The organism is Pinirhizobacter sp. (assembly GCF_036499745.1).
Taxonomy (GTDB): Bacteria; Pseudomonadota; Gammaproteobacteria; order Xanthomonadales; family Rhodanobacteraceae; genus Pinirhizobacter.
Window position 1 is genome coordinate 194,537 of the sequence record NZ_DASYDG010000030.1, and the last position, 24,791, is coordinate 219,327.

Annotated in this window: 31 protein-coding genes and 1 tRNA gene; 26 read left to right on the forward strand and 6 right to left on the reverse strand. The window is 64.5% G+C overall.

The window, feature by feature from the left end:
- The first annotated feature begins 37 nt into the window (after positions 1 to 37).
- The 19 genes from VGM61_RS11170 (at position 38) to VGM61_RS11260 (ending at position 16,706) form a co-directional block, all read left to right on the forward strand.
- Positions 38 to 820 (forward strand): TatD family hydrolase, encoded by a 783-nt coding sequence (locus VGM61_RS11170; RefSeq protein ID WP_331522888.1) that lies wholly within the window; start codon positions 38 to 40, stop codon positions 818 to 820.
- Positions 821 to 940: 120 nt separating this feature from the next.
- The gene (locus VGM61_RS11175) at positions 941 to 1,465 is read left to right on the forward strand and encodes a MarR family winged helix-turn-helix transcriptional regulator (protein ID WP_331522889.1); all 525 of its coding nucleotides are present in this window, start codon (positions 941 to 943) and stop codon (positions 1,463 to 1,465) included.
- Positions 1,462 to 2,934 (forward strand): efflux transporter outer membrane subunit, encoded by a 1,473-nt coding sequence (locus tag VGM61_RS11180; RefSeq protein ID WP_331522890.1) that lies wholly within the window; start codon positions 1,462 to 1,464, stop codon positions 2,932 to 2,934. Before VGM61_RS11175 ends, VGM61_RS11180 begins: the two co-directional genes overlap by 4 nt.
- A complete protein-coding gene (locus VGM61_RS11185; protein ID WP_331522891.1) occupies positions 2,931 to 4,145 on the forward strand; it encodes an efflux RND transporter periplasmic adaptor subunit in 1,215 nt (404 codons plus the stop codon). The genes VGM61_RS11180 and VGM61_RS11185 overlap by 4 nt, the downstream gene beginning before the upstream one ends.
- Positions 4,146 to 4,147: 2 nt before the next feature.
- A complete protein-coding gene (locus VGM61_RS11190; protein ID WP_331522892.1) occupies positions 4,148 to 5,701 on the forward strand; it encodes a DHA2 family efflux MFS transporter permease subunit in 1,554 nt (517 codons plus the stop codon).
- 83 nt (positions 5,702 to 5,784) lie between these two features.
- Positions 5,785 to 6,294 (forward strand): polyhydroxyalkanoate synthesis repressor PhaR, encoded by a 510-nt coding sequence (gene phaR / locus VGM61_RS11195; RefSeq protein WP_331522894.1) that lies wholly within the window; start codon positions 5,785 to 5,787, stop codon positions 6,292 to 6,294.
- Positions 6,295 to 6,414: 120 nt separating this feature from the next.
- Entirely contained in the window at positions 6,415 to 7,797 is a 1,383-nt protein-coding gene (locus VGM61_RS11200; RefSeq protein ID WP_331522895.1) for an NAD(P)/FAD-dependent oxidoreductase, read from the forward strand.
- Entirely contained in the window at positions 7,784 to 8,194 is a 411-nt protein-coding gene (locus VGM61_RS11205) for a DUF3293 domain-containing protein (RefSeq protein WP_331522896.1), read from the forward strand. Before VGM61_RS11200 ends, VGM61_RS11205 begins: the two co-directional genes overlap by 14 nt.
- Positions 8,195 to 8,253: 59 nt before the next feature.
- A complete protein-coding gene (ccmA, locus tag VGM61_RS11210; protein WP_331522897.1) occupies positions 8,254 to 8,880 on the forward strand; it encodes a cytochrome c biogenesis heme-transporting ATPase CcmA in 627 nt (208 codons plus the stop codon).
- Positions 8,877 to 9,560 carry a heme exporter protein CcmB gene (gene ccmB / locus VGM61_RS11215; RefSeq protein ID WP_331522898.1) on the forward strand — a complete coding sequence of 228 codons (684 nt, stop codon included), beginning with the start codon at positions 8,877 to 8,879 and terminating at the stop codon, positions 9,558 to 9,560. The genes ccmA and ccmB overlap by 4 nt, the downstream gene beginning before the upstream one ends.
- 38 nt (positions 9,561 to 9,598) lie before the next feature.
- Positions 9,599 to 10,354: a heme ABC transporter permease gene (locus VGM61_RS11220; protein ID WP_331522899.1), complete on the forward strand. Its 756-nt coding sequence runs from the start codon at positions 9,599 to 9,601 to the stop codon at positions 10,352 to 10,354.
- Entirely contained in the window at positions 10,351 to 10,530 is a 180-nt protein-coding gene (ccmD, locus tag VGM61_RS11225; RefSeq protein WP_331522900.1) for a heme exporter protein CcmD, read from the forward strand. Before VGM61_RS11220 ends, ccmD begins: the two co-directional genes overlap by 4 nt.
- On the forward strand, positions 10,527 to 10,997 hold the full coding sequence (gene ccmE / locus VGM61_RS11230) for a cytochrome c maturation protein CcmE (RefSeq protein WP_331522901.1): 471 nt from the start codon (positions 10,527 to 10,529) through the stop codon (positions 10,995 to 10,997). Before ccmD ends, ccmE begins: the two co-directional genes overlap by 4 nt.
- Positions 10,994 to 12,958 (forward strand): heme lyase CcmF/NrfE family subunit, encoded by a 1,965-nt coding sequence (locus VGM61_RS11235; protein WP_331522902.1) that lies wholly within the window; start codon positions 10,994 to 10,996, stop codon positions 12,956 to 12,958. Before ccmE ends, VGM61_RS11235 begins: the two co-directional genes overlap by 4 nt.
- On the forward strand, positions 12,955 to 13,497 hold the full coding sequence (locus tag VGM61_RS11240) for a DsbE family thiol:disulfide interchange protein (RefSeq protein ID WP_331522903.1): 543 nt from the start codon (positions 12,955 to 12,957) through the stop codon (positions 13,495 to 13,497). Before VGM61_RS11235 ends, VGM61_RS11240 begins: the two co-directional genes overlap by 4 nt.
- Complete coding sequence (locus tag VGM61_RS11245; protein WP_331522904.1) at positions 13,494 to 13,946, forward strand: cytochrome c-type biogenesis protein; 453 nt, start codon at positions 13,494 to 13,496, stop codon at positions 13,944 to 13,946. Before VGM61_RS11240 ends, VGM61_RS11245 begins: the two co-directional genes overlap by 4 nt.
- The gene (locus tag VGM61_RS11250; protein WP_331522905.1) at positions 13,943 to 14,977 is read left to right on the forward strand and encodes a c-type cytochrome biogenesis protein CcmI/CycH; all 1,035 of its coding nucleotides are present in this window, start codon (positions 13,943 to 13,945) and stop codon (positions 14,975 to 14,977) included. Before VGM61_RS11245 ends, VGM61_RS11250 begins: the two co-directional genes overlap by 4 nt.
- Positions 14,977 to 16,074, forward strand: a complete 1,098-nt coding sequence (gene metX, locus VGM61_RS11255) for a homoserine O-acetyltransferase MetX (protein ID WP_331522906.1) — start codon at positions 14,977 to 14,979, stop codon at positions 16,072 to 16,074. Before VGM61_RS11250 ends, metX begins: the two co-directional genes overlap by 1 nt.
- Positions 16,075 to 16,127: 53 nt before the next feature.
- Positions 16,128 to 16,706 carry a cysteine dioxygenase family protein gene (locus VGM61_RS11260; protein ID WP_331522907.1) on the forward strand — a complete coding sequence of 193 codons (579 nt, stop codon included), beginning with the start codon at positions 16,128 to 16,130 and terminating at the stop codon, positions 16,704 to 16,706.
- Between the two features lie 27 nt (positions 16,707 to 16,733).
- Here the strand turns inward: VGM61_RS11260 and VGM61_RS11265 are convergent, their stop codons facing one another.
- Positions 16,734 to 17,222, reverse strand: a complete 489-nt coding sequence (locus tag VGM61_RS11265; protein ID WP_331522908.1) for a hypothetical protein — start codon at positions 17,220 to 17,222, stop codon at positions 16,734 to 16,736.
- A gap of 166 nt (positions 17,223 to 17,388) precedes the next feature.
- Between VGM61_RS11265 and VGM61_RS11270 the strand changes: the two genes are divergently transcribed.
- A tRNA-Leu gene (locus VGM61_RS11270) sits at positions 17,389 to 17,475 on the forward strand.
- 62 nt (positions 17,476 to 17,537) lie between these two features.
- Here VGM61_RS11270 and VGM61_RS11275 read toward each other — a convergent pair.
- Both VGM61_RS11275 and VGM61_RS11280 read right to left on the reverse strand, forming a co-directional pair.
- Positions 17,538 to 17,759 (reverse strand): hypothetical protein, encoded by a 222-nt coding sequence (locus tag VGM61_RS11275; protein WP_331522909.1) that lies wholly within the window; start codon positions 17,757 to 17,759, stop codon positions 17,538 to 17,540.
- 256 nt (positions 17,760 to 18,015) lie between these two features.
- Positions 18,016 to 18,276: a helix-turn-helix transcriptional regulator gene (locus VGM61_RS11280; protein ID WP_331522910.1), complete on the reverse strand. Its 261-nt coding sequence runs from the start codon at positions 18,274 to 18,276 to the stop codon at positions 18,016 to 18,018.
- Positions 18,277 to 18,412: 136 nt separating this feature from the next.
- On the opposite strand from VGM61_RS11280, the gene VGM61_RS11285 reads away from it, so the two are divergent.
- From VGM61_RS11285 to VGM61_RS11300, 4 genes are all read left to right on the forward strand, one after another.
- Positions 18,413 to 19,375, forward strand: coding sequence for a hypothetical protein (locus VGM61_RS11285; RefSeq protein ID WP_331522911.1), 963 nt, complete (start codon positions 18,413 to 18,415; stop codon positions 19,373 to 19,375).
- Positions 19,376 to 19,471: 96 nt separating this feature from the next.
- Entirely contained in the window at positions 19,472 to 19,642 is a 171-nt protein-coding gene (locus VGM61_RS11290) for a hypothetical protein (protein WP_331522913.1), read from the forward strand.
- A 199-nt stretch (positions 19,643 to 19,841) separates the two neighbouring features.
- Positions 19,842 to 20,084, forward strand: coding sequence for a hypothetical protein (locus VGM61_RS11295; RefSeq protein ID WP_331522914.1), 243 nt, complete (start codon positions 19,842 to 19,844; stop codon positions 20,082 to 20,084).
- A 65-nt stretch (positions 20,085 to 20,149) separates the two neighbouring features.
- Entirely contained in the window at positions 20,150 to 21,067 is a 918-nt protein-coding gene (locus VGM61_RS11300) for a hypothetical protein (RefSeq protein ID WP_331522915.1), read from the forward strand.
- Between the two features lie 62 nt (positions 21,068 to 21,129).
- On the opposite strand, the gene VGM61_RS11305 is transcribed toward VGM61_RS11300, so the two are convergent.
- Positions 21,130 to 21,924, reverse strand: coding sequence for an SDR family oxidoreductase (locus VGM61_RS11305; protein WP_331522916.1), 795 nt, complete (start codon positions 21,922 to 21,924; stop codon positions 21,130 to 21,132).
- Positions 21,925 to 22,038: 114 nt separating this feature from the next.
- Between VGM61_RS11305 and tmk the strand changes: the two genes are divergently transcribed.
- Together tmk and VGM61_RS11315 are read left to right on the forward strand one after the other, a co-directional pair.
- Positions 22,039 to 22,713, forward strand: coding sequence for a dTMP kinase (tmk, locus tag VGM61_RS11310; protein WP_331522917.1), 675 nt, complete (start codon positions 22,039 to 22,041; stop codon positions 22,711 to 22,713).
- Between the two features lie 266 nt (positions 22,714 to 22,979).
- Positions 22,980 to 23,216 (forward strand): hypothetical protein, encoded by a 237-nt coding sequence (locus VGM61_RS11315; RefSeq protein ID WP_331522918.1) that lies wholly within the window; start codon positions 22,980 to 22,982, stop codon positions 23,214 to 23,216.
- A gap of 7 nt (positions 23,217 to 23,223) precedes the next feature.
- On the opposite strand, the gene VGM61_RS11320 is transcribed toward VGM61_RS11315, so the two are convergent.
- Together VGM61_RS11320 and VGM61_RS11325 are read right to left on the reverse strand one after the other, a co-directional pair.
- Positions 23,224 to 23,511, reverse strand: a complete 288-nt coding sequence (locus tag VGM61_RS11320) for a hypothetical protein (RefSeq protein ID WP_331522919.1) — start codon at positions 23,509 to 23,511, stop codon at positions 23,224 to 23,226.
- 71 nt (positions 23,512 to 23,582) lie between these two features.
- Positions 23,583 to 24,767: an NAD(P)/FAD-dependent oxidoreductase gene (locus VGM61_RS11325; protein ID WP_331522920.1), complete on the reverse strand. Its 1,185-nt coding sequence runs from the start codon at positions 24,765 to 24,767 to the stop codon at positions 23,583 to 23,585.
- Between the last annotated feature and the right edge of the window lie 24 nt (positions 24,768 to 24,791).

Sequence of the window (24,791 nt, forward strand, 5' to 3'; positions counted from 1 at the left end):
AATGCGCGCTTAGAATGATTTTCACGAGGACTGCACATTGATCGCCATCGTTGACACCCATGCCCACCTGGACGACGCAAGCTTCGCCGGCGACCTGGCAGCGGTGATGCAGCGCGCCGCCGACGCCGGCGTCGCGCGCGTGGTGGTGCCCGCGATAGATCGAGGCAACTGGGAGGCGGTGGCAAGCCTGGCCGCCGCTGACAAGCGCATTGCCGCCGGTTATGGCTTGCATCCGCTCATGCTCGAACACCACCTCGACGAGCACCTGGATGAACTTCCCGGCTGGCTCGACACGCATCCCCACGTCGCCATTGGCGAGATCGGCCTGGACTTCTATGTGGAGGGGCTTGACCCTTCCCGCCAGCGGGAAATTTTCGCCCGCCAGCTCGACCTTGCCGGCGAACGCGGGCTACCGGTGATCGTGCACGCGCGCCGCGCGCTGGAAGAAGTAACCCTTACCCTGCGGCGGCACAGGGGCCTGCGCGGCGTGGTGCACAGCTTCGCCGGCAGCGCCGAGCAGGCGCGGCAGTTGTTCGACCTTGGTTTCATGCTCGGTATCGGCGGCCCGGTGACCTATGAACGGGCCCGCCGCCTGCGCGAGGTGGTTCGCACGATGCCGATGGAATGCCTGCTGCTGGAAACAGACTCGCCCGACCAGCCGCTGCACGGCCACCAGGGACGGCGCAACGAACCGGCACTGACGGCAAGCGTGCTGGACGCGGTGGCAGCGTTGCGCGAAGAGTCCGCGGAGTCCATTGCGCGTGCTACCACGGCAAACGCCGCGCGGCTATTCGGATGGGCGGTCAGCTCCGAATCCTAGCTTCAACGGCGGCCACGCCACCGCATTGCCCCGCCAGGGGAACCGTTACTGACGTACGGGCCTTGCACCGGTGCCAGGAACACTGTTAGCCTAATTACTTCACCAGTGAATTATTCTTTGATGAACAAGGTCACCGACATCATCGCGGGGCTGGACGAGGGCATGGCCCGCGTCGAGCAGATCGTGCCCGGCATGCCCATCGACGATGTCCGCCTGTATAAGCTCCTTACCCTTACCGCCGGGGCGATGCAGGGCGAACTGGCGCAGAACCTCAAGCCGCACGGTATGGCCGAAAGCGACTTCCACGCGTTGATGATGCTGTTCTCCAGCCCCAACGGTTCGGCCTCGCCCAGCGACCTGGCCTGTGTTGCCACGCAGAGCAGCACCAACATGACGCGCATCGCCAACTCGCTGGTGAAGAAGGGCCTTATCACGCGGGCCCATGCGGTGGATGACCGCCGCCGGATCATCATGCGCATCACGCCAGCCGGGCGCCGCTTCGTCAATAAACTGTTGCCGCCGATGTTCCCGCGCCTTTCCGCCACCTTCGCCGCGTTCTCCGCGAAGGAAAAAACCACCTTGCAACGCATGCTGCGCACCTTGGCGCAGAGCATCGACGATGTCACCGCCGGGGGCGACGAATGACCCAAGCCTTTTCTTCCCTTCGCCACGGCGCCCTCGCACTGGGCCTGGCCCTCGCGCTGGCCGCGTGCGCACCGGCACGCCTGGAGCGTCCGTCCAACTTGCGTGCCGATGTACCACTGCAAGGCCTCGACGTGCCCACCACTGGTCAATGGCCGGCACAGGACTGGTGGCGCCACTACGACGACCCACAGCTGGACCAGCTGATCGACATGGCGCTGAAGGGCTCGCCGGATCTGGCCCAGGCCCAGTCCCGCGTGGATACCGCGCGGCAATCGGTGAGCATTGCCGCCGCGCAGGCCGGCCTGCGCATCGACGGCAGCGCGCAGGTAGCCCGGCAACGCCTTAGCGAAAACGGGATGATTCCAACGCAGTTCCTCGGTTTCACCTGGTACAACCAGGCCGATCTCGGCGTGCAGCTGCAGTACGACTTCGATTGGTGGGGCAAGAAGCGCGACAGTGTCGATGCGGCGCTCGACCAGGCCCGCGCGGCGCAGGCCCAGCACGCCGCCGCGGCGCTCGCCCTGCAAAGCTCCGTAGCCGATACCTATTTCGGCTTCCTCGCCGACCGCCAGCGCGCGTTGCTTGCCGGTGAGCTGGTGGCCAATGCCGAGCGCATGGAGCGCATCGCCACCCTGCGCGTGAAACAGGGCGTGGACCTGCCCGATACGGTGCAGCAGGCACGCGCGCAAACGGCCTCGGCGCGCCAGGGGAAAGTGGCCTACGAGGGTTCGGCGGCGATCCGCCGCGCAGCGCTGGCAACGCTGGTGGGCGTTGCCCCCGCAGACCTGCCTGCCCTTGCCGATCGCCCGCTTCCCGCCGTTGATGGCGCATTGCCCGCGCAGGCCAGCGTCGACCTGATCGCCCGCCGGCCGGATATCGCCGCCAGTCGCTGGCAGGTCGAGGCCGCCCTGAAGCAGACGGACGTCGCCCGGGCGCAGTTCTTCCCCGATTTCAGCCTGACCGCCATGGCGGGCCTGTCGTCGATCGACATGGACAAGGTATTCAACGGCGGCAGCCGCGTGTTCGGGCTCACCCCTGCATTGCACCTGCCGATCTTTGAAGGCGGCGCCCTGGAAGCGAACTACGGCTATAGCAAAAGCCAGCTCAACGCCGCGGTGGCGCAGTACAACGCCACTGTGATCGCCGCTGCGCGCGACGTCGCCACCCAGGCGCTCAGTGCGCGCCAGGCAGCCGACCGCCGCGTACAGCAGGCCACACAAGTAGATGCGGCCAGCCGCATGGTAGCCACCAGCGACGCCCGCGCACGCCAGGGCGTGCGCGATGCGCGCGAAGCCCTCACCGCCCGTGCGCAACTGATCCAGCAGCGCGACGGCGACCTCGAACTGCAGGGCCAGGCCCTGTCCGCCGACGTTGCCCTTGCCAAGGCCCTGGGTGGCGGCTATCGCGCCGACATGGGTGCTGGCGATACCCAAACCGATTCGACTTCGCACGGAGCAGCACAGCCATGAGCTCGCAAGATTCCGAAAACCATGCCGGCGCACCGTCCGCCGAGAACAACGGCAACGACAAAGGCAACGGCGCGAAGGATCCACGCAAGCGCCGGCGCATGCTCGCCATTGCGGTCGTGGTGTTCCTGGTGGCAGGTGTTACCTGGGTGCTGCTGTGGCTGCTGGTGTTTTCCCACCGCGAGGAAACCGACGATGCTTACGTCGGTGGCAACCAGGTGGGTATCTCGGCTCAAGTACCGGGCATTGTGGTGGGTGTGTTCGCCGACGACACCCAACGGGTGAAAGCGGGCCAGGTGCTGGTGCGCCTGGACCCGACCGACGGCGATGTGAACCTGCGCAAGGCCGCCAGCGGGCTGGCCCAGGCCGTGCGCCAGGTGCGCCAGCAAACGCAATCGGTCGCCAGCGCGGACGCTGCGGTGACCGCCCGTCAGCTTGATGTCAAACGTGCCCAGCAGGACCTCGCAAGGCGCCAGCCCCTGCTGGCCGAGCAGGCCGTGGCTCCCGAGGAACTGCAGCACGCACGCGACATGCTCGACAGTGCCCGCGCTGGGCTGGAATCCGCCCAGCGCCAGGCGGATGCGGCGCGTGCGCTCATCGATGGTCGCGAGATCGCCGACAATCCTTCCGTGGAGCAGGCCCGGGCGACGTACCGCCAGGCCTGGATCGCCGCCCAGCGCAACGCAATCCTGGCGCCGGTGGATGGTTACGTCGCCCAGCGCAGCGTGCAGGTGGGCAACAGCGTCACCCCCGGCCAGCCGCTGATGACGGTGGTCCCGCTGCACGACCTCTGGGTGGATGCCAATTTCAAGGAAAGCCAGCTGCGCCATGTGCGCATCGGACAGCCGGTAAAGATCCAGGCCGATCTCTACGGCGGCAGCATGACCTACCACGGGCGCGTCACCGGCCTTGGCGTGGGCACCGGCAGTGCGTTCTCGCTGCTGCCGGCGCAGAACGCCACCGGAAACTGGATCAAGGTGGTACAGCGCTTGCCCGTGCGCATCGCACTCGACAACGCGGACCTGGACAAATACCCGCTGCGCATCGGCCTGTCCACCACCGCCACGGTGGACATCACCGATGCCTCCGGCGCCGCGCTGCCGGCATCGCCGGTGACCACGCCCACCGCGCAGACCTCCGTCTACGATGACATCGCCGCCAAGGCCGATGCGCAGGCGCAGGCCATCATCGACGACAACCTGGCCGCGCGCTGACCATGGCCGAGGCCACGCCAACCCCCCAGCCACTGAAGCCGCTTTCCGGCGGCCCGCTGGTCCTGCTCACCATCGCCGTCGCGTTCTCCACCTTCATGGAGATCCTGGACATGACGATCGTGAACGTGGCTGTGCCGCACATCGCCGGCAGCATGGGCGTAAGTGCCAACGAGGGGACGTGGGCGATCAGTTCCTATGCCCTGGCCAGCGCCATCATGCAGCCGTTGACCGGCTGGCTGGCCCGGCGCTTCGGCGAGGTGCGCACGTTCTGTTTCTCGGTGCTGCTGTTCGTGGCGTTCTCGATGCTGTGCGGAATTGCCACCAGCATGCCGATGCTGGTGGTGTTCCGCCTGCTGCAGGGCGCCGGTTCCGGACCGATGGTGGCCTTGTCGCTATCGCTGCTGCTGGCGAGCTATCCCAAGACCAAGCAAGGCATGGCCCTGGCCATGTGGGCCATGACGGTGGTGGTGGCGCCGATCTTCGGGCCCATCCTGGGTGGCTACATCACCGACAATTTCTCCTGGCCCTGGATTTTCTTCATCAATGTGCCGGTGGGCGCTGCCGCGGCGGTGGTCACCTGGGGCCTGTTGCGCGGTCGCGAGACAGCTACCCAACGCACGCCGATCGATGCGGTGGGCCTGGGCCTGCTGATCGTGGGTGTGGGCTGCCTGCAGTTCATGCTGGACAACGGCAACGACCACGACTGGTTCGCCTCCCCGCTGATCCTCACCCTGGGGCTCATCGCCGTGGTGGCACTGACTTTCCTGATCATCTGGGAACTCACCGCCAAACATCCCGTGATCGATCTTTCGCTGTTCTCGCGCCGGAACTTCGCCGTTGGCGTGGGGGCGTTGTCGCTGGGCATGCTGGCATTCTTCGGCATCAACGTGGTGTTCCCGCTGTGGCTGCAGACCACGGTGGGTTACACCGCGACGTGGGCCGGTCTTGCCGCCGCGCCCGTGGGTGTCCTGGCTTTCGTGGTTTCGCCCTTCATCGGCGCCAACATCCAAAGGCTGGAACTGCGTTGGGTGGTGACCTTCGCCTTCATCGTGTTCGCGTTCTGTTCGTTCTGGTTCGCCGAATTCACCAGCGACTCGTCGTTCGCATCGATGTTGCCGCCGAGGTTCATCATGGGCGTGGGCATCGCCTGCTTCTTCATTCCCCTGAACCAGATTTTCCTCTCAGGTTTACGCCCCGACCAGATCGCAAGCGCGTCGGGCCTGGCCAATTTTTGCCGCACGCTGGCATCGAGCGTGTCCACCGCCGTGTCGGTGACGGTTTGGCAGCACCGCAGCGAGTTCCACCACGCCTCGCTCACCGAACATGTGACCCAGGGCAGCGCCGCCACCACGCAATACCTGGGGCATCTGCAGGGCCTGGGTGCAACCGGCCAGACGGGCCTGGCGGTGGTCAACCAGGTGCTCACCCGCGAATCCATGACATTGGCCGTGAACGACGTTTTCTATGGCTGCGCCATCCTGTTCATCGTGTTGATACCGGTGCTCTGGCTGGCCAAACCACCCTTCGGTAATGCCGGCGGAGCGGCGGGCCATTAGCGTCCGGGCCAATTGTCACGATCCAATAGGCGTTGATCTTCCGGAACTGGTGCGGCGCAATACGTTCTGCTACGTTTCGCCGCATGGCACAAACCCTCCGCATCATCAAGAAGTATCCGAACCGGCGTCTCTACGACACCGAGATCTCGAGCTACATCACGCTGGAGGAGGTTCGCCAGCTGGTGCTGGACGGCGAAACCTTCGAAGTGCGCGATGCGAAGTCAGGCGAGGATCTCACCCGTTCGGTGCTGCTGCAGATCATTGCCGAGCACGAGGAACACGGGCAGCCGATGCTGTCCCCGCAGTTGCTCTCGCACATCATCCGTTTCTACGGGGATTCCCTGCAGGGCTTCATGGGCCCGTACCTGGAGCGCAGCTTGCAGGTGTTCCTGGACCAGCAGCAGCAGTTCCGCTCGCAGCTGAACAACCTGATGGGCCAGACGCCATGGTCGATGCTCAACGAGCTGACCGAGCGCAACCTGGACATGTGGAAATCCATGCAACGCGGTTTCTTCGATGCCGCCGCGCAGAAGGCCCCGCCCGAGGCACCGCCGACCCGGCCGGCAGCGCGCGGCGGCAAGAAAGCCGGTTAAACCCAGCTCCCGTTACGTTGCAGCGCACGATGCGCCGCCCTGCACCAATTGCTGCGCCCGCACCTGATTCCATGCTGCGCAGCATGGGCCGGCCCATGCTACCGACCTAGGTCCCGCCCCGTGTACGCATCCCACCCGCAAAACCTCACCAAATCCATCACTGTGATCGGCGCCGGGCTGGTGGGCGCGCTGGTGGCGACCTTGCTTGCCCAGGCCGGCTTCAAGGTGGATGTCTTCGAAAAGCGCCCCGATCCGCGGCGCGCCGGCTTCGACGGCGGCCGCTCGATCAACCTGGCATTGGCCGAACGCGGCCTGCATGCGCTGCGCGCCACCGGGCAGGCCGACCGCGTGCTTGCACAGGCGGTGATGATGCGTGGCCGCATGGTGCATACGCCGGGGAACCAGCCTGCCTTGCAGCGTTATGGCGTGGACGACAGCGAGGTGATCTGGTCGGTCTCCCGCGGAGGCCTGAACGGCCTGATGATCGATGCGGCAGTAGAGGCCGGCGCTCGCTTCCATTTTGGCCAGGGACTGGTCCAGGCTGATTTTGACGCCGGGCGCATCACCCTTTCCGTCGGTGATGCCAAGCGGGAAGTCGAAGCCCGCGTAGTGATCGGTGCCGATGGCGCAGGCTCCGCGTTGCGCGCCGCGATGGGCGACCTGGGCGAGCGAATCGATCCGCTCGGCCACGGCTACAGGGAACTGGAAATTCCCTCGTCGGCGGATCGGTCCGCGCCATTCCGGATCGAACCCCATGCCCTGCACATCTGGCCGCGGGGCGGCTACATGTGCATCGCGCTGCCCAACCGCGACGGCAGCTTCACCGTCACGCTTTTCCTGCCTGTCGATGGCAGCACGCCGAGCTTCGCGCAGATCCGCCAGGCGCCTGATGCACGTGCATTCTTTGCCCGGGAATTTCCCGATGCTCTGGCATTGATGCCCGACTTCGACCAGGACTGGGCCGGGCATCCGATGGGCACGCTGGCAACGCTGTACCTGGACCGTTGGCACCTTGGCGGCAGGGCGCTATTGATAGGCGACGCAGCGCACGCCATCGTGCCCTTTCACGGCCAGGGCATGAATTGCGGCTTCGAAGACGCCGCCGCGCTGGCCCGCCTGTTGGGTGAGTACCGCGGCGATACGACTGAAGCCTTCGCCGCCTTCCAGGCCGAACGCAAGCCCAATGTTGATGCCGTCGCCACCATGGCGCTGGAAAACTATATCGAGATGCGCGATTCGGTGGCCGATCCGCACTACCTGCGCAAGCGTGAACTGGGAAGCCTGCTGGCTGAACACGCGCCTTCGCATTACATGCCACGCTATCGCATGGTTACCTTCACCCACCTGCCCTACGCCTATGCGCTTGAACGCGGCCTTGCGCAGGACACCCTGCTCGAGCAACTGCTGAAGGGTCACGGCACGGCAGCGGAGGTGAACCTGGATGCCGCCGTCGCTACCCTGAAGGCCACCCTGCCGCCGCTGCCGGGCCATGGCCTTGGTTAACGCGCACGACACCGCGTATCGCCGCACGGACTACCGCGTGCGCCTGCCGCGCGGTGGCCACGCATCGATCCGGATCGACACGCCCCTGCCGCCGGAGCTGGCCAAGGTGATCGGAGAGGCCTGCTGGGCGATCATCACCGGCTGGAACCCAGGCTCCGTCCGGCAGTCGCCGGAAGTCAATCGCGCCGCCCAGCGGCGCCTGCTGGGCCTGCTCAAGGCCGCCAACCCATCGGTGCTGTGGCCATCGGTCGGCGTGGGCAACGAGCTTTGGCGCGAGGCCAGCCTGTTCGTGGTGGGTATCGACGCCTGGCGGATCCTGGCCATCGCCGAGGCCTGCGGCCAGCACGCCATCGTCTGCGGCAAGGGCAAGGCCAAGGCGGCGCTGGCCTGGCTGTAGACCCGCGACGGGCTGCCACATGGACGCCCACCCAAGGTTTTAAGGACAATCGCCGGACGATGACCGCCGAAGCACCCCTGCTGCACGCCCGCGCCCTCTGCTTCTCCCGCCAGGAAGAGCAGGTATTCGGCCCCCTGGATTTCGACGTGGCCGCCGGTGACATCGTGCTGGTGGAAGGCGACAACGGCAGTGGCAAGACCACCCTGATGCGCCTGCTCACCGGCATCCTGCACGTGGACGAAGGCACTCTGGAACTGGAAGGCAAGCCGTTGCGCAGCATCGACACTGCCGGCCGCGTCGTGTTCCTGGGCCACCAACTGGGCCTGAAGGCCGACCTTTCGCCACTGGAGAACCTGCGCGTGGCCGAGGGACTGGCCGGGCGCCGCGACGGCATGGACGCCATGGCCGTGCTGCGGGAAGTTGGGCTGGCAGGCTACGAGGACGAACCGGTGCGCCGGCTTTCCGCCGGCCAGAAAAAACGTGCCGCCCTGGCGCGGCTGATGCTGGTCCCCGCCACCATCTGGCTGCTGGACGAGCCCTACGCCAACCTCGACCGCGACGGCATCGCCCTGGTCAACCGACTGGTCCAGGCACACGCGGCCCGTGGCGGTGCGGCGCTGGTATCCAGCCACGGCACGGTGACCTTCCTTGGCGGCGAACCGCGTGTCATCCGGATGCACGCATGACGGCCACCGCTGGCGCAGCATGCGCGGCCCTGCTGCGACGCGACCTGCTGCTGGCATGGCGCCGGCGCGGCGACATCGCCATGCCCGTGCTTTACGCGCTGATCGTGACCACGCTGTTTCCCTTTGCCCTGGGTCCGGAAGATGCGCTCCTTCAGCGCATCGCCGGCGGGGTGATCCTGGTGACGGTATTGCTGGCCATGCTGCTGGCCCTGGATGCGATGTTCCGTGGCGACATCGAGGACGGTTCGCTCGAACAATTGTTGCTGGCACCGCAACCTCTGGCGCTGATGTTGGCAATAAGAATATTTGCCCACTGGATTACCACCGCCTTGCCGCTGATCATCATTTCCCCGTTGCTGGCGGGAATGCTGCACCTGCCCACGCCCGTGATCGGGGTACTGGTGGTGGCGCTGCTGCTGGCCACGCCGCTGCTTAGCCTGATCGGCGCCATCCTGGTGGCGCTAACGGCCGGGACGAGGCGCTCTGGTATGCTTCTGGCGCTAATGCTGCTGCCTCTGTGCGTTCCGGTGGTGATCTTCGCCGCCGGCGCGGTGGCTGCCGCACAGCAAGGGCTGCCGTGGGTTGCGCCCATCGCCTGGCTCGGCGCCGCCCTGGTGCTGGCCGTGGTGCTGGCCCCGCTGGCCTGCGCCGCCGCGCTGCGCATCGCGCTGGACGCCTGACATGACCCCACGGCGAATCCCCCGCCTGAACGAGATACATGGCTAACTGGATCCCCACCTGGCTGCACCGCCTCGGCTCGCCGCCCACGTTCTATCGCTTTGCCGGCGCCGTGCGCCCGTGGGCGCTCACCCTGGCGCTTATCACCGGGGCGATTGCCGCCTATGGCGGCCTGGTGCTGGCGCCGGCGGACTACCAGCAGGGCGATGCCTACCGCATCATCTTCATCCACGTGCCCAGCGCCTGGATGAGCCTGTTCATTTATTTCGCCATGGGCGTTGCCGCGTTCATCGCCCTGGTGTGGCGGATCAAGCTGGCCGAGGTGGTGGCGATGGAATCAGCGCCGATCGGCGCCGCCTTCACCTTCATCACCCTCGTCACCGGTTCGCTGTGGGGCAAACCGATGTGGGGCACGTGGTGGACATGGGATGCCCGGCTTACCTCCGAACTGGTGCTGCTGTTCCTGTACCTGGGCGTGATCGGTCTTTTTCACTCGTTCGAGGATCGACGCCAGGGCGCGCGTGCGGCAGCCTTCCTGGCATTGATCGGCGTGGTGAACGTACCCATCGTGCATTTTTCCGTGAACTGGTGGAACACGCTGCATCAGGGTTCCACCGTGCGCCTGTTGGGCCCCTCGCATATCGATGCGCGCATGCTGTGGCCGCTGCTCACCATGATGCTGGCCACCAAGTGTTATTACGTGGCGAGCCTGTTCGGCCGCGTCCGGGCCGACCTGGTTGCCATGGAAAGCGGCAAGGACTGGGTCAAGGCACTGGCCGTGGAGGAAACGGCATGAACCAGTTCCTTCAGATGGGTGGCTATGCCTTCTACGTCTGGACCAGCTACGCGGTGTTCGCCGTGGTGCTGTTGGCCGACTACTTCGCACCGGTATTCCGGCGTCGCCGCAACCTGCGCGATGTCCGCGCCCGCATGGCGCGCCAGGGCGCGCGCCGCCGGAATGAGAACGCATGAATCCTACCCGTAAGCGCCGCCTCACCGTTGTCCTGCTGGTGGTGGTCGCCGCCGTCGCCGCGGTGGGCCTGGCCGTGTTCGCCTTGCAGCAGAACATGAATTACCTCTTCACCCCCAGCCAGGTGCAGGGCGGCCAGGCCACCCAGTACAAGAGCTTCCGCTTAGGGGGAATGGTCAAGGCCGGCTCTGTTCAGCGCGCGAGCGATTCGTTGAAGGTGAGCTTCATCGTGGTCGACGCGGACGGTGCCATGCCGGTGGAATACAACGGCATCCTTCCCGATCTTTTCCGCGACAACCAGTCGGTGATCGCCACCGGTTCCATGGATGGCGCGCGTTTCGTCGCCAGCGAAGTGCTGGCCAAGCACGATGAAACCTACATGCCCAAGGAATTGAAGGACGCCATGGCCAAGGCCCACAAGAACAAGGCCATCGTCGACGAGAAAGCCGAGACGGAGACGGGCAAGTGATCCCCGAGCTTGGCCAACTGGCGCTGATCCTTGCCATGCTGCTGGCCCTGGTGCAGGGCGTGGTGCCGATAGTCGGCGCCTGGCGCGGCAACAACGCGATGATGTCGCTGGCGCGGCCGGTGGCCGCCGGGCAATTCGTCTTCGTGGCGCTGGCCATGGGCATCCTGATCCACGCGTTCCTCACCTTCGATTTCTCGGTGGGCTACGTGGCCGCCAATTCGAACCTCGCCCTGCCCTGGTATTACCGCATCACCGCGGTCTGGGGTGCGCACGAGGGCTCGATGCTGTTGTGGGTGTTCATCCTCAACGTGTGGACCGTGGCGCTGGCGATGTTCAGCCGCCAGTTGCCCGAAGCCTTTGCCGCCCGCGTGCTTGGCGTGATGGGTTTCATCGCGCTGGGCTTCCTGGCCTTCATCGTATTCACCTCCAATCCTTTCCTGCGCGAATTGCCGATGCAGCCCGATGGCGCGGACCTGAACCCCGTGCTGCAGGATCCGGGCATGACCTTCCACCCACCCGTGCTGTACATGGGTTACGTGGGTTTCTCGGTGGCGTTCGCCTTCTCCATCGCCGCCCTGCTTGGCGGTGAACTGGAACAGGCGTGGGTGCGCTGGGCTCGCCCATGGACCAACGTGGCGTGGGCATTCCTTTCCGGCGGGATCGTCGCCGGCAGCTGGTGGGCCTATGCGGAATTGGGCTGGGGCGGCTGGTGGTTCTGGGATCCGGTCGAGAATGCCTCCTTCATGCCGTGGCTGGTGGGCGCGGCGCTGGTGCACGCACAGGCGATCACCGAGAAACGCGGCTCGCTGCGTTCATGGACGATCCTGCTGTCGCTGTTCGCGTTTTCCCTATCGTTGCTTGGCACCTTCCTGGTGCGTTCGGGTGTGCTCACATCGGTGCATGCGTTTGCCTCCGATCCACGGCGCGGCCTGTACATCCTGGGTTTCCTGGTGGTGGTGATCGGCGGTTCGCTGCTGCTGTACGCCGTGCGTGCACCGAAGGTGGCGGGGGGGCGGGCGTTCGCCATCGTCTCGCGCGAAACCGCCATATTGATCGGCAACCTGCTGCTCACTACAGCTGCCGCGATGGTGTTGCTGGGCACACTGTTCCCCCTGCTGGGCGATGCGCTGAACCTGGGCAAGGTATCGGTGGGTCCGCCCTATTTCGGTTTCCTCTTCAACCTGCTGATGCTGCCGGTAGTGTTGCTGTTGCCGTTCGGGCCATATTTGCGCTGGGGCAAGGGCGACACCGGCGTACTCAAGCCGATCGCGCTTCGTGCAGGCCTGGCCGCTATCGTCTGCGCCGTGGTCGCCGCCTTCTTCGTCGATAACAGGCTGAAGGCGATTGCCGGCGTCGCCGGCGCCGTGTGGGTGTGCGTGGGCACCCTGCTTTACGTGATCAAGCGCTGGCGCGAGATGCCGCGCGGCCGCCGGTTCCCCGCTGAGATGGCCGGGATGCTGCTGGCCCACTTTGGTGTGGGCATTTTCGTCGCCGGCGTGATGCTTTCCGAATCGCTCAGCGTCGAGCGCGACGTGCGCATGGAACCGGGCAAGATCGTGCAACTGGGAAGTTACGACTTCCGCTTTGACGGCGTGCGCGAAACCAGCGGCCCGAACTGGCGCGGCGACGAAGGCGTGGTCACGATCATGCGCGATGGCGCCACGGTCGCCACCATGCACCCGCAGAAGCGCACCTATACGCGCGGCCAGGTGCAGACCGAGTCCGCCATCGACGCAGGCATCTTCCGCGATATCTATGTCGCGCTGGGCGAGCCGATGGAAGCTGGCAACCACGAGGGTGCGTGGGCCCTGCGCCTGTACCAGAAGCCGTTCATCCGCTGGATCTGGCTGGGTGGCCTGTTCATGATGCTTGGCGGTTTCGTCGCTGCCGGTGAGCGTCGCTTCCGCGTTCAAAAGGCGCGAAGTGAAGCCGGCACTACGATTGCGGAGCCCGCTGCATGAGCCGTCTGCTGCCCTTCTTCGCCTTCGTTGGCCTGGTGGCGCTGTTCGGATTCGGCATCTGGTGGAACACCAAACATGACCTGCGCGAGGTGCCATCGCCGCTGATCGGCCGAGCCGCGCCGGAATTCCGTCTGCCGGTGCTTGGCGATCCTGGCCGCACGGTGTCCAAGGCAGATCTTCTGGGCAAGCCTTATCTGTTGAACGTGTTCGGCAGCTGGTGCTTCGCCTGCGGCGAGGAACATCCTGTGCTGATGGCCGAAGGCAAGGCGCTGGGCGTGATGCTGGTCGGTTACAACTACAAGGACGAACCCGCCGCCGCGAAGGGTTGGCTCGCCGAGCACGGCAATCCATACGACCTGGTGATCGCCGATGTGGAAGGCCGCACGGCGATCGATTTCGGCGTCTACGGTGCACCGGAAACATTCCTGGTCGATGGCAAGGGCGTGATTCGTTACAAGCGGATCGGGCCGCTCACGCCAGACGTGATCGAACATGAGCTCAAGCCGGCGCTGGCCAAGATCGCCAGGGAAGCACCATGATGCGCCGCGTGGTGCTGCTGCTGGTCCTGCTGGTGGCCACGACCGTTGCCGCCCAGGCCATCGACCCGCTGCCGTTCAAGGATCACGCCCAGGAGGTGCGTTTCCAGCATCTCACCGCGCAACTGCGTTGCCTGGTGTGCCAGAACGAGAGCCTCAACGACTCCAACGCGGATCTGGCGCGGGACCTTCGCCACGAAGTGTTCGACCTGATGCAGCAGGGCAAGAGCGACCAGCAAATCAAGGACTGGATGGTGGCGCGCTATTCGAAGTTCGTGCTCTACGACCCGCCACTTGACGCGGGTACTGCCCTGTTGTGGTTCGGCCCGCTGCTGGTACTCGTGCTTGGCGGCGTGGCCCTGGTGGTGCAGGTGCGGCGACGCGCGCGTGCCGCGGCCACGGAGCCTGCAAGTGCGGTGACCGAATCCAACGACAGTGGGGAAAACTGGTGAAGCCTGCGTTTTATCTGTGCGCCGCGATCATGCTCGCGGTGGCGCTGGCCCTCGTGCTTGTCCCACTGATCCGCCGTGGTCGCCGCGATGGGCGCCCGGTGGGCGTGTTCGCCCTGGCCCTTGGCCTGGCATTTGTCATTCCCGTCGCCACGGTAGGCATTTATATGCTCGTGGGCACGCCGCAAACACTCGATGGCGTGGCCAAGGCTGAACCCCCGCCCAGCATCGACGAAGCGATGGCAAGCCTTACCGCGCGGTTGGCGCAGCATCCGGACGATCTCCAGGGCTGGCTGCTGATGGGCCAGGCCCGCACCATGCTGCGCCAGTTTGAACAGGCACGCGATGCCTACGGGCACGCGCTGAAGATCGACGCCGGCAACGGCGTGGCGATGGTGGGCTGGGCGGAAACCGATTCGCAGTCGCGGCCCGACCACCTGATCGACGGCCGCGCACGCGAGCTTCTGGACAAGGCCGTGCAGGTTGACGCCACCAACCAGCGCGCGCTGTGGTTGCTCGGCATCAGCGACTTCCAGCAAGGCCGCTACAAGGAAGCCTCGGCCACCTGGCGCAAGCTCCAGCCCTTGCTCGATCCCAGTTCCAACGTGGCCGCGGCCGTGGAGCAACAGATTGCCGCCGCCGATGCCAAGGCGAGTGGCAAGCCCGACGGACCCGCAGCCAATGCCACCCCGCCTGCGCTGGACGTACAGGTTGCGGTGGCTCCCGCCCTGAAAAGCAAGCTGGCCGCCGGCGACACGCTATACGTCTATGCCCGTGCCGAAAACGGCCCGCCGATGCCGCTGGCGGTGGCGAAGCTCGACGCCAGCAAACTGCCCGCATCGGTGATACTGACCGACGGCATGGGCATGACGCCGCAGTTCAAACTTTCATCGGCCGAACGGGTGTTCGTTGGCGCCCGGATCAGCAAAGGCGGCCAGGCCATCGCCCAGCCAGGTGATCTGGAAGGCGACGCAGGCGTGGTGGCCACCTCTACCCGTGATCCCATCCGCATCAGCATCGACAGGGTCCACTGATGGGCGACGCCCGCCGCTACCACGAGCTTCCCTCTCCTTTCCCGATGAAGCGTGGCGGTGAGTTGCACGGCGCGCATGTGGCCTTCGAGACCTGGGGCCAGTTGGACGAGGAAAAATCCAATGCGCTGTTGATCCTGACGGGCCTGTCGCCAAGCGCCCACGCCGCGTCGAACGATGAAGACCCGTCTGACGGCTGGTGGGAAGCGATGATCGGCCCCGGCCGGGCCATCGACACGTCGAAGTACTACGTTATCTGCGTTAATTCGCTAGGTAGCGACAAGGGCTCCACCTGCCCGGCCTCGATCGATCCCATCACCGGCAAAGCGTACCGGCTCAACTTTCCCGAGCTGTCCCTCGAGGACGTGGCCCACGCCGCGCATTCGGCGGTAAGCGCGCTGGGCATCAGTCAGCTCGATTGCCTGATCGGCTGTTCGATGGGTGGCATGAGCGCCCTGGCGTACATGGCGCTGCATCCAGATAGTGCACGGCGGCATGTGAGTGTAAGTACTGCGCCGCAAGCCCAGCCCTTCGCCATTGCCATCCGATCGCTACAGCGTGAGGCGATCCGCCTGGACCCAAACTGGAACAACGGCCAGTACGACGGCGATCACTACCCCGAACATGGCATGAGTATCGCGCGCAAGCTCGGCGTGATCACCTACCGCTCGGCGATGGAATGGAACGGCCGCTTCGCGCGCATCCGCCTTGAGCCGGAAGACCGAGAAGGCGAGCCTTTTGGCTTCGAATTCCAGGTGGAGTCGTACCTGGAAGGCCATGCACGCCGTTTCACCCGCACCTTCGATCCCAACAGCTACCTGTATCTATCCCGCGCCAGCGACTGGTTCGACATCGCCGAGCATGGTCAGGGCAGCGTCGAGAAGGGTCTTGCCCGGATCAAGCTGGAAGAAGCCCTGGTGATCGGCGTCAGCACCGACATCCTGTTCCCGCTGGAACAGCAGGAGCAGATCGCCACGGGCCTGCGCGCCGCCGGCGCCCGGGTTGAGTTCGTGGCGCTGGACTCCCCCCAGGGCCACGACGCCTTCCTGGTGGATATCGAGAACTACAGCCTGGCCATTGGCGGCTTTCTGGCCCGGTGAATTGCCGCTGATGGTATCATCGGCAACAGGTTCCACTCGCGCACGGTATCGCCATGATTGCCCTAGAATTTCCCGGTGCCCACAAGCTGATCGACGCCGTCGATGCGGCGGTCGCCAAGGGTGAAACCCCGGCCATCACCGATGCGCTTCGCAAAACGCTCTGCCAGCTGATCCGCAGCCAGGAAGTGAAGCTTCCCGCCTGCGTGTTCGAGGCCGCCGGCGACCACTACGCCCGCCGCGAGCTCTACCAAAGCGAGGAATTCGGCTACAGCGTGGTCGCCATGACCTGGGGCCCCGGCCAGGGCACCGCCATCCACGACCACGACGGCATGTGGTGCGTCGAGGGCGTATGGAACGGCGCGCTTGAAATCACCCAGTACGAGCTCCTGGAAAAGCAGGATACCCGCTTCCACTTCCGCCCCGTCGGCACCATGGAAGCCGGCCCCGGCTCCGCCGGCAGCCTGATCCCGCCGCACGAATACCACACCATCCGCAACATCAGCACGGATGACATCGCGGTGAGCCTGCATATCTATTCAGGCCGCATGACGCACTGCGCAGTGTTCAGCCCGCTGGCGGATAGCTGGTATGAGCGTGGGGAAAGGCAGTTGGGGCTGGATCGGGTGCATTGATCCGGCGGAGCATTCGCTTCGCTTGATTCACCCCAGACCAAGCGCCGCTTTCAGTAGCGGCGGTATCAATGGCGCCAGGATCGACGCCAGGCCAACGACCACCGCGGCTGTGACGTAGATCCTCGTCACGGAAACCTGCGTCACGGACAAACGCTCATCGAGCTTTTGGAAGCGGTTGTCGATGTTTTGGAAACGCTCATCGAGCTTTTGAAAGCGATCATCGATGTTTTGGAAACGTTCATCGAGTTTTTGAAATCGGTCATCGATGCGATCCAGCCGTCTTTCCACGCGATCAAGGCGCTCGTCATTGCGGTCGAATCGTTCGTGGATCGCCGCGAACTGCGCACCGAGTCCCGTCATGCGGCCATTAATGTGCGCCACCTCCACCCGTACCGCACCTACGGCACGCATGATCTCGATGTCGATAGGCACGGCGTTGCCGCCGCTATCGCGCAATGCATGGTCCCTAGCGGGCACGTGCACCCCCGGAATCAAGGTGTCGTGGTCGATGTCCATGGAGAGCCTCCTGATCGTACTGCCACCCATCCTCCCCTGACCGGTGCCTGGAGACCATCAGGAAACGACCACGCGGCAGACAGGCCTCCGCCGCACCGAAGCAGGATTTCCCAGTCGCAGCCGGGTCTCGACCAAAGGCACCGATTGCCTCATAATTCGACGCTTGGCCGGGATGGCGGAACTGGTAGACGCGACGGACTCAAAATCCGTTTGTGGTGACACAGTGGGGGTTCGATTCCCCCTCCCGGCACCATGACTTACGTGATTCTTGGCGTTCCGTTTCGGTCGTCAGCACGGACACGCATCACGACTGGCCTATTCCATGCGGTAGTGACGCATCAGGTCCGCGGCGATGACCGTGTGGCGCAGCCCGGGCTTAAGGCCGTATGCGCTCTGGGAGTGGTGACTTTCGATAACCAGCGCGAACTCGTTCGCGAGTTGGTCGGTCGGTGTGTTGCCTCCGCAATGCTTTCGAAAAGCATTCCTCAGTTTCAGTGCCATTGCCGCGTCTTGTTCGGTCGAGTGGTGCTTAGCCATGCCTGATCTCCGCATCCCGTTCTCGGTGTCCATGGTGCGCCAGCTCTCGGCCCTAGTCGAGCCGAGCGCTCCGAGCTATTTTGTGCGCCTGCGCTTAGGCCCTGGCCGACCGGCAAGGGCCTGCTCTATCTCAGCAGCCCACACCACCAAATCCGCACCACAAGCTTGGCACCAATCCCGGAGTTGGAGCCCATCGAGCCGAACCACGCCCTGCGCCACGCCCATTTGGACCGACGCCCTCATGCCCTCGGTGCCACTACAGCCCCGCTTCTTCCAGTCGCTTTTCAAGCTCCCGGCCGAACTTGCCTAGGTTCGAGTCGCAAGCCTTGAGCCAAGTACGCAGCTGCAGCGCATCGAGCCTAAGCAGCCCCCGTTCGACCGAGGAAACATACTGCTGCGAGACGCCCGCACGTAGGGCCACTTCTTTCTGGGTCAGCCGCGCCTTGTCCCGTATTTCCCGCAGAAGGTCGACGAGGATGGGGTATTCCTTGCTGTAAATGCTCTTGCCCTTGGGCATTACGGCCACTTCTTCCACTCAATGAAGCGACGCTAAACAACAACTTGTGATACTCCATGTTGTTGTACTCTGTACGCCATGCTCCGCCTGCAGGACAAGTGGAGAGCGCCCCATCACTGTTGAAAGGAATCAACGCATGTCAACCGATGCCCTCATCATCCTCGGCGCCGCCGCCGGGGTCATTGCCTTTGCCTTCGTCATGGGACGCTGGGAGAAGGCGGCAACATCGGCCATGGCTGCAGCAGACTACTTCCATGTAAAAGGCTTTGAAGCGGACATCGACCGCGAGTGCCATGAAGTGCACATCTCTCTAGATGGCCACAGGGCTTTTTGCGCACCCTTAGGCCACCTCGTTGTCGAACACAAGGTGGAAACCACCGCAGTGGCCCACGAGAAGAAACCCAAGGGGCGTCGCTGCAGGATTACCCTGCCCTCAAACCCGCGCCGGCTATTGAGGTCGGGCCGCTTAGTGGCCCCATCCAATTCCTGGGCAGATACGACGTGGACTGCCGTGGAGACCGGGCGGACCTGGGTGCAACTTCGGGCCGTCCGCCTGCCCGCTTACTACGCCAAGCACTGGGCCGATTGGGACGAAGGGCAAACCAGTGTCCTGACCCATCACTTGGATGTACCCCTATCGAACAGCAAAGCCCGCGCATTCGAATTGTGGCTGGACCAACACAGGCGGGAGCTTTTCCCCGACAGCGCAGCCGTCCGGGCGACATGGGACCAGACATGCGCAGAACTGCTCAGGGCGTGCCAGCAACAGCGGGACTACCAAGGAAACGCTCCTGAGGCATTTGAAACCTGGTCATTCTCCGCCCAACCCACGATTGCCTACCTGGTGATTGAAGCGGATGGTGCAGCCTTTTGGGCATCCGGCGACACGCCAATGCTCGAGCCGATCGAAAGGCCGCGTTTCAGGTTGGCCGGCGACACGCTGACCGTCTTCTCCGGTGAAATCAACCAGTCCTTTCCCGTGCGAGCGAACCAGATGCCACTACTGCAGGCTTTGCAAAGCCGGGGCGTTATCCAGCGAGGAAGCCAGGTAATGCGGGGCCTGGATCAATCTAGTACCTCTGCACCACGGCACCCTTGACCTTTCCTATCTTTGCTCGGCTACTCACGCGGAGGTCAACTTCACGCCGCAGCTCTAAGAACCTCAAAGAATCACCAATACCCAATGGAGTGCGCAATGACCACAAACTTCACCCGCTTTGACGCGGCTGAGTTCCTCGACTCCGAGGAGCTGATCGCCGCATACCTCACCGAGGTACTCGCAGAAAACGACCTGTCACAGGTCGACACAGCACTCGGGACCATTGCCCGCGCGCGGGGCATGACAAACTCAAGGACACCCGAGTAGCAAAGGCTAGGCCGCTGCCCCAGGGATATGCACCACCCGAGAAGACGGAGAGAATAGCTAGCCGGAGCCGGTTACCGCTACACGTAAACCAAAACGGTGGTGGTTTCGAGTACATCCGACCGTCCCCACCGGCATATTCTTTCCGTAAGAAATAGCGGCTAGCATGCGCCCCAAGCCACACTCGTCGGGCACAGGGCACATGAAAGAGAACATCGCAGGCCTCACGCTGGTTTCCGGCGCGGGGAGTTTCACCGAGGGCGCCCGCACCCTTTGGCACGGCTATTGGAATCTCTTCACCACCGAGCCCGGCGGCCTGTTGACGCTGATGGAACGCGGCCGTACGCCGGGCGACTTCCTTGAACGCCAGGCGGCAGCGATAGCCGGTCGCGAGGCAGGCATTCAAGCCGCCGAACTTGCCGTCAGTCGCATTGCCGCGGCATAAACCGCCCGCGGCGCGCTTGAAGGAGCCGGTTAAGATAATCGCCTTATCCAGCCACCAGGACTCCCATGGCACCCCGACAGCCCTTCTTCGCCAAATGGGGCGAAGCCCGTGTCAAGACGCGGCGCCTCAATGAAGAACTGGACCTGCTGCGCTTTAACCAGGGTGTGATCCTGTCGAAACTGGATGCGGGCAACACATCGCCGCGGCTTGCCGACCATGAGTTCAAGGTGTTCTCGCAATGGGGCGAGGACGGCATTTTGCAGTTCCTTACGCGCGTCGTGCCGATCGCGCAGCGGACTTTCATCGAGTTCGGCGTTGAAGACTTTTCCGAATCCAATGGCCGTTTCCTGATGCAGAAGGACAACTGGCGCGGCTTCGTGATCGATGGCTCGGCTGACAATGTGAAGTCGATTCGCCGCGCGCCCTACTACTGGCGGCACGAACTCACCGCGAAGCAGGCGTTCATCACCCGCGAGAATATCGAGGGCCTGCTTGCCGAAAGCGGATTCGAGGCCGATCTTGGCATCTTGTCCATCGACATCGATGGCAACGATTATCACGTATGGCAGGCCATCGAGGCCTTCCACCCGCGCATCGTGGTATGCGAATACAACAGCGTGTTCGGGCCCGCCGACACTATCACCGTGCCCTACCAGGCTGATTTCCAGCGCAGCGTCGCGCACCATTCGAACCTGTATTGGGGAGCATCGATCGGAGCGCTGGTGCACCTGGCTGCCACGAAGGGCTATAGCCTGGTCGGCGGCAACAGCGCCGGCAACAACGCCTTCTTCGTGCGCAACGACCTGCTCAGCGGCGGCCTTGCCGTGTGCACGCCATCAGAAGCCCACGAAATTTCCCGCTACCGGGAAAGCCGCGACGCCGAAGGCAAGGCGAACTGGCTTTCCGGCGACGCTCGCCGACGGGCCATTGCAGGCCTGCCAGTGCTCGACGTGGCCACGGGCGACACGCGCACGCTGGAATGAGCATGCACGTGAGCCGTGACATGCCGGCGGCGTAGCCTCACCGGCACCACGCCGAAAACACCTCAAACGATCGACCGCACCACCCCGCCGTCCACGCGCACCGCCGCACCGGTGGTTGCCGACGCCTGCTCGGATGCCAGATACACGGACATGTTGGCCACTTCCTCCACCGTGGCCAGGCGTTTGATCAACGACGATGGACGGTGCGTGGCAATGAAATCGCGCTCTACATCGGCTTGCGACACACCCTTCTCACCGGCGATCTTGCCGAAGAAATCACCCACCCCTTCCGACCGCGTGGGGCCAGGCAGCAACGCATTGACGGTGACGCCAGTGCCTGCGAGCTCCTCGGCCAGCCCGCGCGAAAGGCCCAGTTGCGCGGTCTTGGTAACCCCGTAGTGGATCATTTCCGCCGGAATCTGCACGCCCGATTCGCTGGATATGAACTGGATGCGGCCCCAGACGCGCGCCTTCATACCCTGGGCGTAGTGACGGGCCAGTCGCACGCCGCTCATCACGTTCACCTCGAAGAAATGCATCCAGTCCGCGTCGGTGATGTCGGCGAAGGGTTTCGGTTCGAAGATGCCCAGGCTGTTGACCAGGATGTCGGTGTCCGGGAAAGCGCTGATGAGGTCCGCGGCGCCCTGCGCAGTGCCCAGGTCACCCGCCTGGCCCGATAGGCTGGCCTTCGGGTGGATGGTGTGGATCGAAGCCAAAGCTTCTTCGACACGCGCCTGGGTGCGGCCTGTTACCACCACATGGGCGCCGGCACCTGCCAGGCCCGTGGCAATGGCAAGGCCGATGCCGGCGGTGGATCCTGAAACGATGGCACTGCGACCGCCAAGTTCGATGCGCATGGGTGTGGACACTCCCTTCAATAAGACGTCCTGCCACTGTAGGGCCGCTTTCCCCGGATGGAATACCCCTTATCGCGAAGTGCATTCAACGGGCCGAGCGGATAAAGTTCGCCGATGACCCAAGCTCAGATCCCCGGCGGCTTCGTGCTCGCCATCGAAGGCATCGACGGTGCCGGCAAGACCACCCTCGCCGCCAGCCTCGGGGCCGTCCTGCGCAAGGTAGGGCTGGGCGTCACCATCGGCAAGGAGCCCACTGCCGGCACCTGGGGCACCAGGCTCCGGCAGTCGGCGATCGAAGGACGGCTCGACGCCGCCGACGAGCTCCGCTACCTGTTGCTCGATCGCCGCGAGCACGTCGAGTCGGTGATCGCCCCGGCACTTGAGCGTGGTGAAGTGATGATCCTGGACCGCTACTACCCGTCCACCGTGGCCTACCAGGGCGCCGCCGGTCTCGATGTCCACCAGCTGCTGGCCGAGAACGACTTCGCGCCCAGGCCCGACCTGCTGCTGGTGCTTGACGTCGAACCCGGCGAAGGCCTGTCGCGCATCCGCGCCCGTGGCGACAAGCCCAACCATTTCGAAGATGCCGACAACCTTGCGCGCTGCCGGGCCATTTTCCTTGAGCCCGGCCTGTTGGAGGCGACGATCATTGACGCCAGCAGCGATGCCGCCACCGTGCTGGCGGTTGCCCGGGAACTCATCTACCAGGCGGTGATCGGAAAGCTGGGTGAGCGGCCAGGCTGGGTCGAAGGCATTACCTCACGGTCACCCGTACCGCGGCACGCCTGACGCGGCTAACAGCTCCCGTTGGCAGCCTTCAATCAGCTGACGGAAGTTGCCCCGCATGGTCACTCCCTGACCCGCGCTGCCGGGCCGCCATGTGAAGGGCACGCGCGAATGCCGCGTACAGGCCCCTTTGTTAAGGCCCGGAATTTGCTTCCCTTGGGTGAACCGCGAAAACGTTTGCGCGGCTTGAGGCCACGGTGGAGCGTGGTCCTTGTGATCCGATCGACGGGGCAGGTCTGGACGACTACGCTCCGGCTGGAAGTACACCTATGTCCACTTTAGAAGCCCGTTCGCTGCAACGCACCGCCATGACCCTGGCGGGCCTGAGCACCCTGCTGGGGCTTGCCATCATGGCCGCCTCGACCATCCATTTCGCAAGCCACCTGCCCAGCGTCCTGCTGGCATGGCTCGGTGCGTCGTTTGTCACCGGCGGCATGGTGGCCATTTCCCTGGCTCACGACAACGAAGGCTCGCACCCCTCGGCCAGCCATTATTACGACGCCTGAAGGGGCGTCAGGCTTTGCCGGCCTCGTCGGCCACCGCGCCGGCCGTGTCCGAAGAAAAGTGCAGTTCAAGCAGGGCTTCGTGCAGGCTGTCCAGCGAAGTCACCTCGCTCTCCACCGCTTCACCGCGACTGGAAGGCGAAACATGGACGAAGGTTTTTCCGTCCTGGTAGGCAATGCCCTCGTCATGGACCGTCTGCATGGTCAGTACCTTGTAGGTCGCGTCCTTCGAGCGGCGAATGGTCAGTCTGCGCCCTTCCCGTTCGCCCTCGAATACCGTCGTCCATTCTGCTGCCATGGCTCTATCCGTTCCGCGCACGTAGCGTGCAGTGCCATTCTTGCCGCGGACAGGTCTAGCGATTGTTAAGGTCAGGCCACCTGTCCGGCTGCATGGCCTGAAGCCCACGCCCACTGGAAGTTGTAACCGCCCAGGTGGCCGGTGACATCAAGCACTTCGCCGATGAAATACAGGCCCGGCACCCGGCGCGACATCATCGTGGTGGAACTGATGCCGTCGGTATCCACGCCTCCCAGCGTGACTTCCGCCGTACGGTAGCCCTCCGTGCCACTGGCCACGATCGGCCAGGCCGCCAGGCGGCCGCCGATATCGCGCAATTCCGCCTCGCGGTACTGGCGTATGGGGCGTGACCCCAGGAAAGCCTCGCACAAGCGCTGGGCCAGTCGCCTGGGTAGTGCGTCACCCAGGACGGTGCGCAATTCCGCCGCGGGACGCTGCCCTTGCTGGTCGATCAGCCACTGGGCAGGGTCGAGGCCGGGCATGAGGTCCAGGAGTAATTCCCTGCCCGGTTCCCAGTACGAGGAAACCTGCAGGATGGCAGGCCCGCTCAAGCCCCGATGGGTAAACAGAACCGCCTCGCCGAACGACACCGAATCACAGCTGGCTGAAGCCGGCAGCGCCACGCCACTGAGGTCAGCGTAGTGTTCCTGGTGCTTGCCGCTCAGGGTGAGCGGCACCAGCCCGGCGCGAAGCGGCAGCACCGTGTGGCCGAACTGGCGGGCCAGGTCGTACCCGAACGCCGTGGCGCCCATTGTCGGCACCGACAGTCCACCGGTGGCTACCACCAGCGAGGCGCAGCGCACGTGGCCTTGCGGCGTATCCACCATGAAGCCGTCGCCGTGGGTGCGTACATGGGACACCGGCACCGAGGTTTCCACGCGTGCCCCCGCCCGCGCGCATTCGGCCAGCAACATGGCCACGATCTGCTTGGCCGAATCGTCGCAGAACAGCTGGCCTGGGGTTTTTTCATGCCAGGCGATGCGGTGGCGGTCGACCATGGCGATGAAGTCCCAGGGCGTGTAGCGCGCCAGGGCACTCTTGCAAAAATGCGGATTGGCCGAGAGGTAATGGGCCGGCGTGGTTCCGGTATGGGTGAAATTGCACCGACCGCCACCGGACATCAGTATCTTCTTGCCGGGCTTGTTGGCGTGGTCGAGCACGAGTACGCGGCGGCCGCGGGCTCCCGCGACGATGGCGCACATCATGCCGGCCGCGCCCGCGCCGATCACCAGCACGTCATAGTCGCTCGTCGCCATCGGGCCATTATCGCCGATCGGGGC

Excerpts from the sequence above, each read along its gene's own strand:
- VGM61_RS11175 (WP_331522889.1), top strand. The coding sequence starts at position 941 with ATGAACAAGGTCACCGACATCATCGCGGGGCTGGACGAGGGCATGGCC.
- VGM61_RS11180 (WP_331522890.1), top strand. The coding sequence starts at position 1,462 with ATGACCCAAGCCTTTTCTTCCCTTCGCCACGGCGCCCTCGCACTGGGC.
- VGM61_RS11185 (WP_331522891.1), top strand. The coding sequence starts at position 2,931 with ATGAGCTCGCAAGATTCCGAAAACCATGCCGGCGCACCGTCCGCCGAG.
- VGM61_RS11190 (WP_331522892.1), top strand. The coding sequence starts at position 4,148 with ATGGCCGAGGCCACGCCAACCCCCCAGCCACTGAAGCCGCTTTCCGGC.
- phaR (WP_331522894.1), top strand. The coding sequence starts at position 5,785 with ATGGCACAAACCCTCCGCATCATCAAGAAGTATCCGAACCGGCGTCTC.
- VGM61_RS11205 (WP_331522896.1), top strand. The coding sequence starts at position 7,784 with ATGGCCTTGGTTAACGCGCACGACACCGCGTATCGCCGCACGGACTAC.
- ccmA (WP_331522897.1), top strand. The coding sequence starts at position 8,254 with ATGACCGCCGAAGCACCCCTGCTGCACGCCCGCGCCCTCTGCTTCTCC.
- ccmB (WP_331522898.1), top strand. The coding sequence starts at position 8,877 with ATGACGGCCACCGCTGGCGCAGCATGCGCGGCCCTGCTGCGACGCGAC.
- VGM61_RS11220 (WP_331522899.1), top strand. The coding sequence starts at position 9,599 with ATGGCTAACTGGATCCCCACCTGGCTGCACCGCCTCGGCTCGCCGCCC.
- ccmD (WP_331522900.1), top strand. The coding sequence starts at position 10,351 with ATGAACCAGTTCCTTCAGATGGGTGGCTATGCCTTCTACGTCTGGACC.
- ccmE (WP_331522901.1), top strand. The coding sequence starts at position 10,527 with ATGAATCCTACCCGTAAGCGCCGCCTCACCGTTGTCCTGCTGGTGGTG.
- VGM61_RS11240 (WP_331522903.1), top strand. The coding sequence starts at position 12,955 with ATGAGCCGTCTGCTGCCCTTCTTCGCCTTCGTTGGCCTGGTGGCGCTG.
- VGM61_RS11245 (WP_331522904.1), top strand. The coding sequence starts at position 13,494 with ATGATGCGCCGCGTGGTGCTGCTGCTGGTCCTGCTGGTGGCCACGACC.
- metX (WP_331522906.1), top strand. The coding sequence starts at position 14,977 with ATGGGCGACGCCCGCCGCTACCACGAGCTTCCCTCTCCTTTCCCGATG.
- VGM61_RS11260 (WP_331522907.1), top strand. The coding sequence starts at position 16,128 with ATGATTGCCCTAGAATTTCCCGGTGCCCACAAGCTGATCGACGCCGTC.
- VGM61_RS11265 (WP_331522908.1), bottom strand. The coding sequence starts at position 17,222 with ATGGACATCGACCACGACACCTTGATTCCGGGGGTGCACGTGCCCGCT.
- VGM61_RS11275 (WP_331522909.1), bottom strand. The coding sequence starts at position 17,759 with ATGGCTAAGCACCACTCGACCGAACAAGACGCGGCAATGGCACTGAAA.
- VGM61_RS11280 (WP_331522910.1), bottom strand. The coding sequence starts at position 18,276 with ATGCCCAAGGGCAAGAGCATTTACAGCAAGGAATACCCCATCCTCGTC.
- VGM61_RS11285 (WP_331522911.1), top strand. The coding sequence starts at position 18,413 with ATGTCAACCGATGCCCTCATCATCCTCGGCGCCGCCGCCGGGGTCATT.
- VGM61_RS11290 (WP_331522913.1), top strand. The coding sequence starts at position 19,472 with ATGACCACAAACTTCACCCGCTTTGACGCGGCTGAGTTCCTCGACTCC.
- VGM61_RS11295 (WP_331522914.1), top strand. The coding sequence starts at position 19,842 with ATGAAAGAGAACATCGCAGGCCTCACGCTGGTTTCCGGCGCGGGGAGT.
- VGM61_RS11300 (WP_331522915.1), top strand. The coding sequence starts at position 20,150 with ATGGCACCCCGACAGCCCTTCTTCGCCAAATGGGGCGAAGCCCGTGTC.
- VGM61_RS11305 (WP_331522916.1), bottom strand. The coding sequence starts at position 21,924 with ATGCGCATCGAACTTGGCGGTCGCAGTGCCATCGTTTCAGGATCCACC.
- tmk (WP_331522917.1), top strand. The coding sequence starts at position 22,039 with ATGACCCAAGCTCAGATCCCCGGCGGCTTCGTGCTCGCCATCGAAGGC.
- VGM61_RS11315 (WP_331522918.1), top strand. The coding sequence starts at position 22,980 with ATGTCCACTTTAGAAGCCCGTTCGCTGCAACGCACCGCCATGACCCTG.
- VGM61_RS11320 (WP_331522919.1), bottom strand. The coding sequence starts at position 23,511 with ATGGCAGCAGAATGGACGACGGTATTCGAGGGCGAACGGGAAGGGCGC.
- VGM61_RS11325 (WP_331522920.1), bottom strand. The coding sequence starts at position 24,767 with ATGGCGACGAGCGACTATGACGTGCTGGTGATCGGCGCGGGCGCGGCC.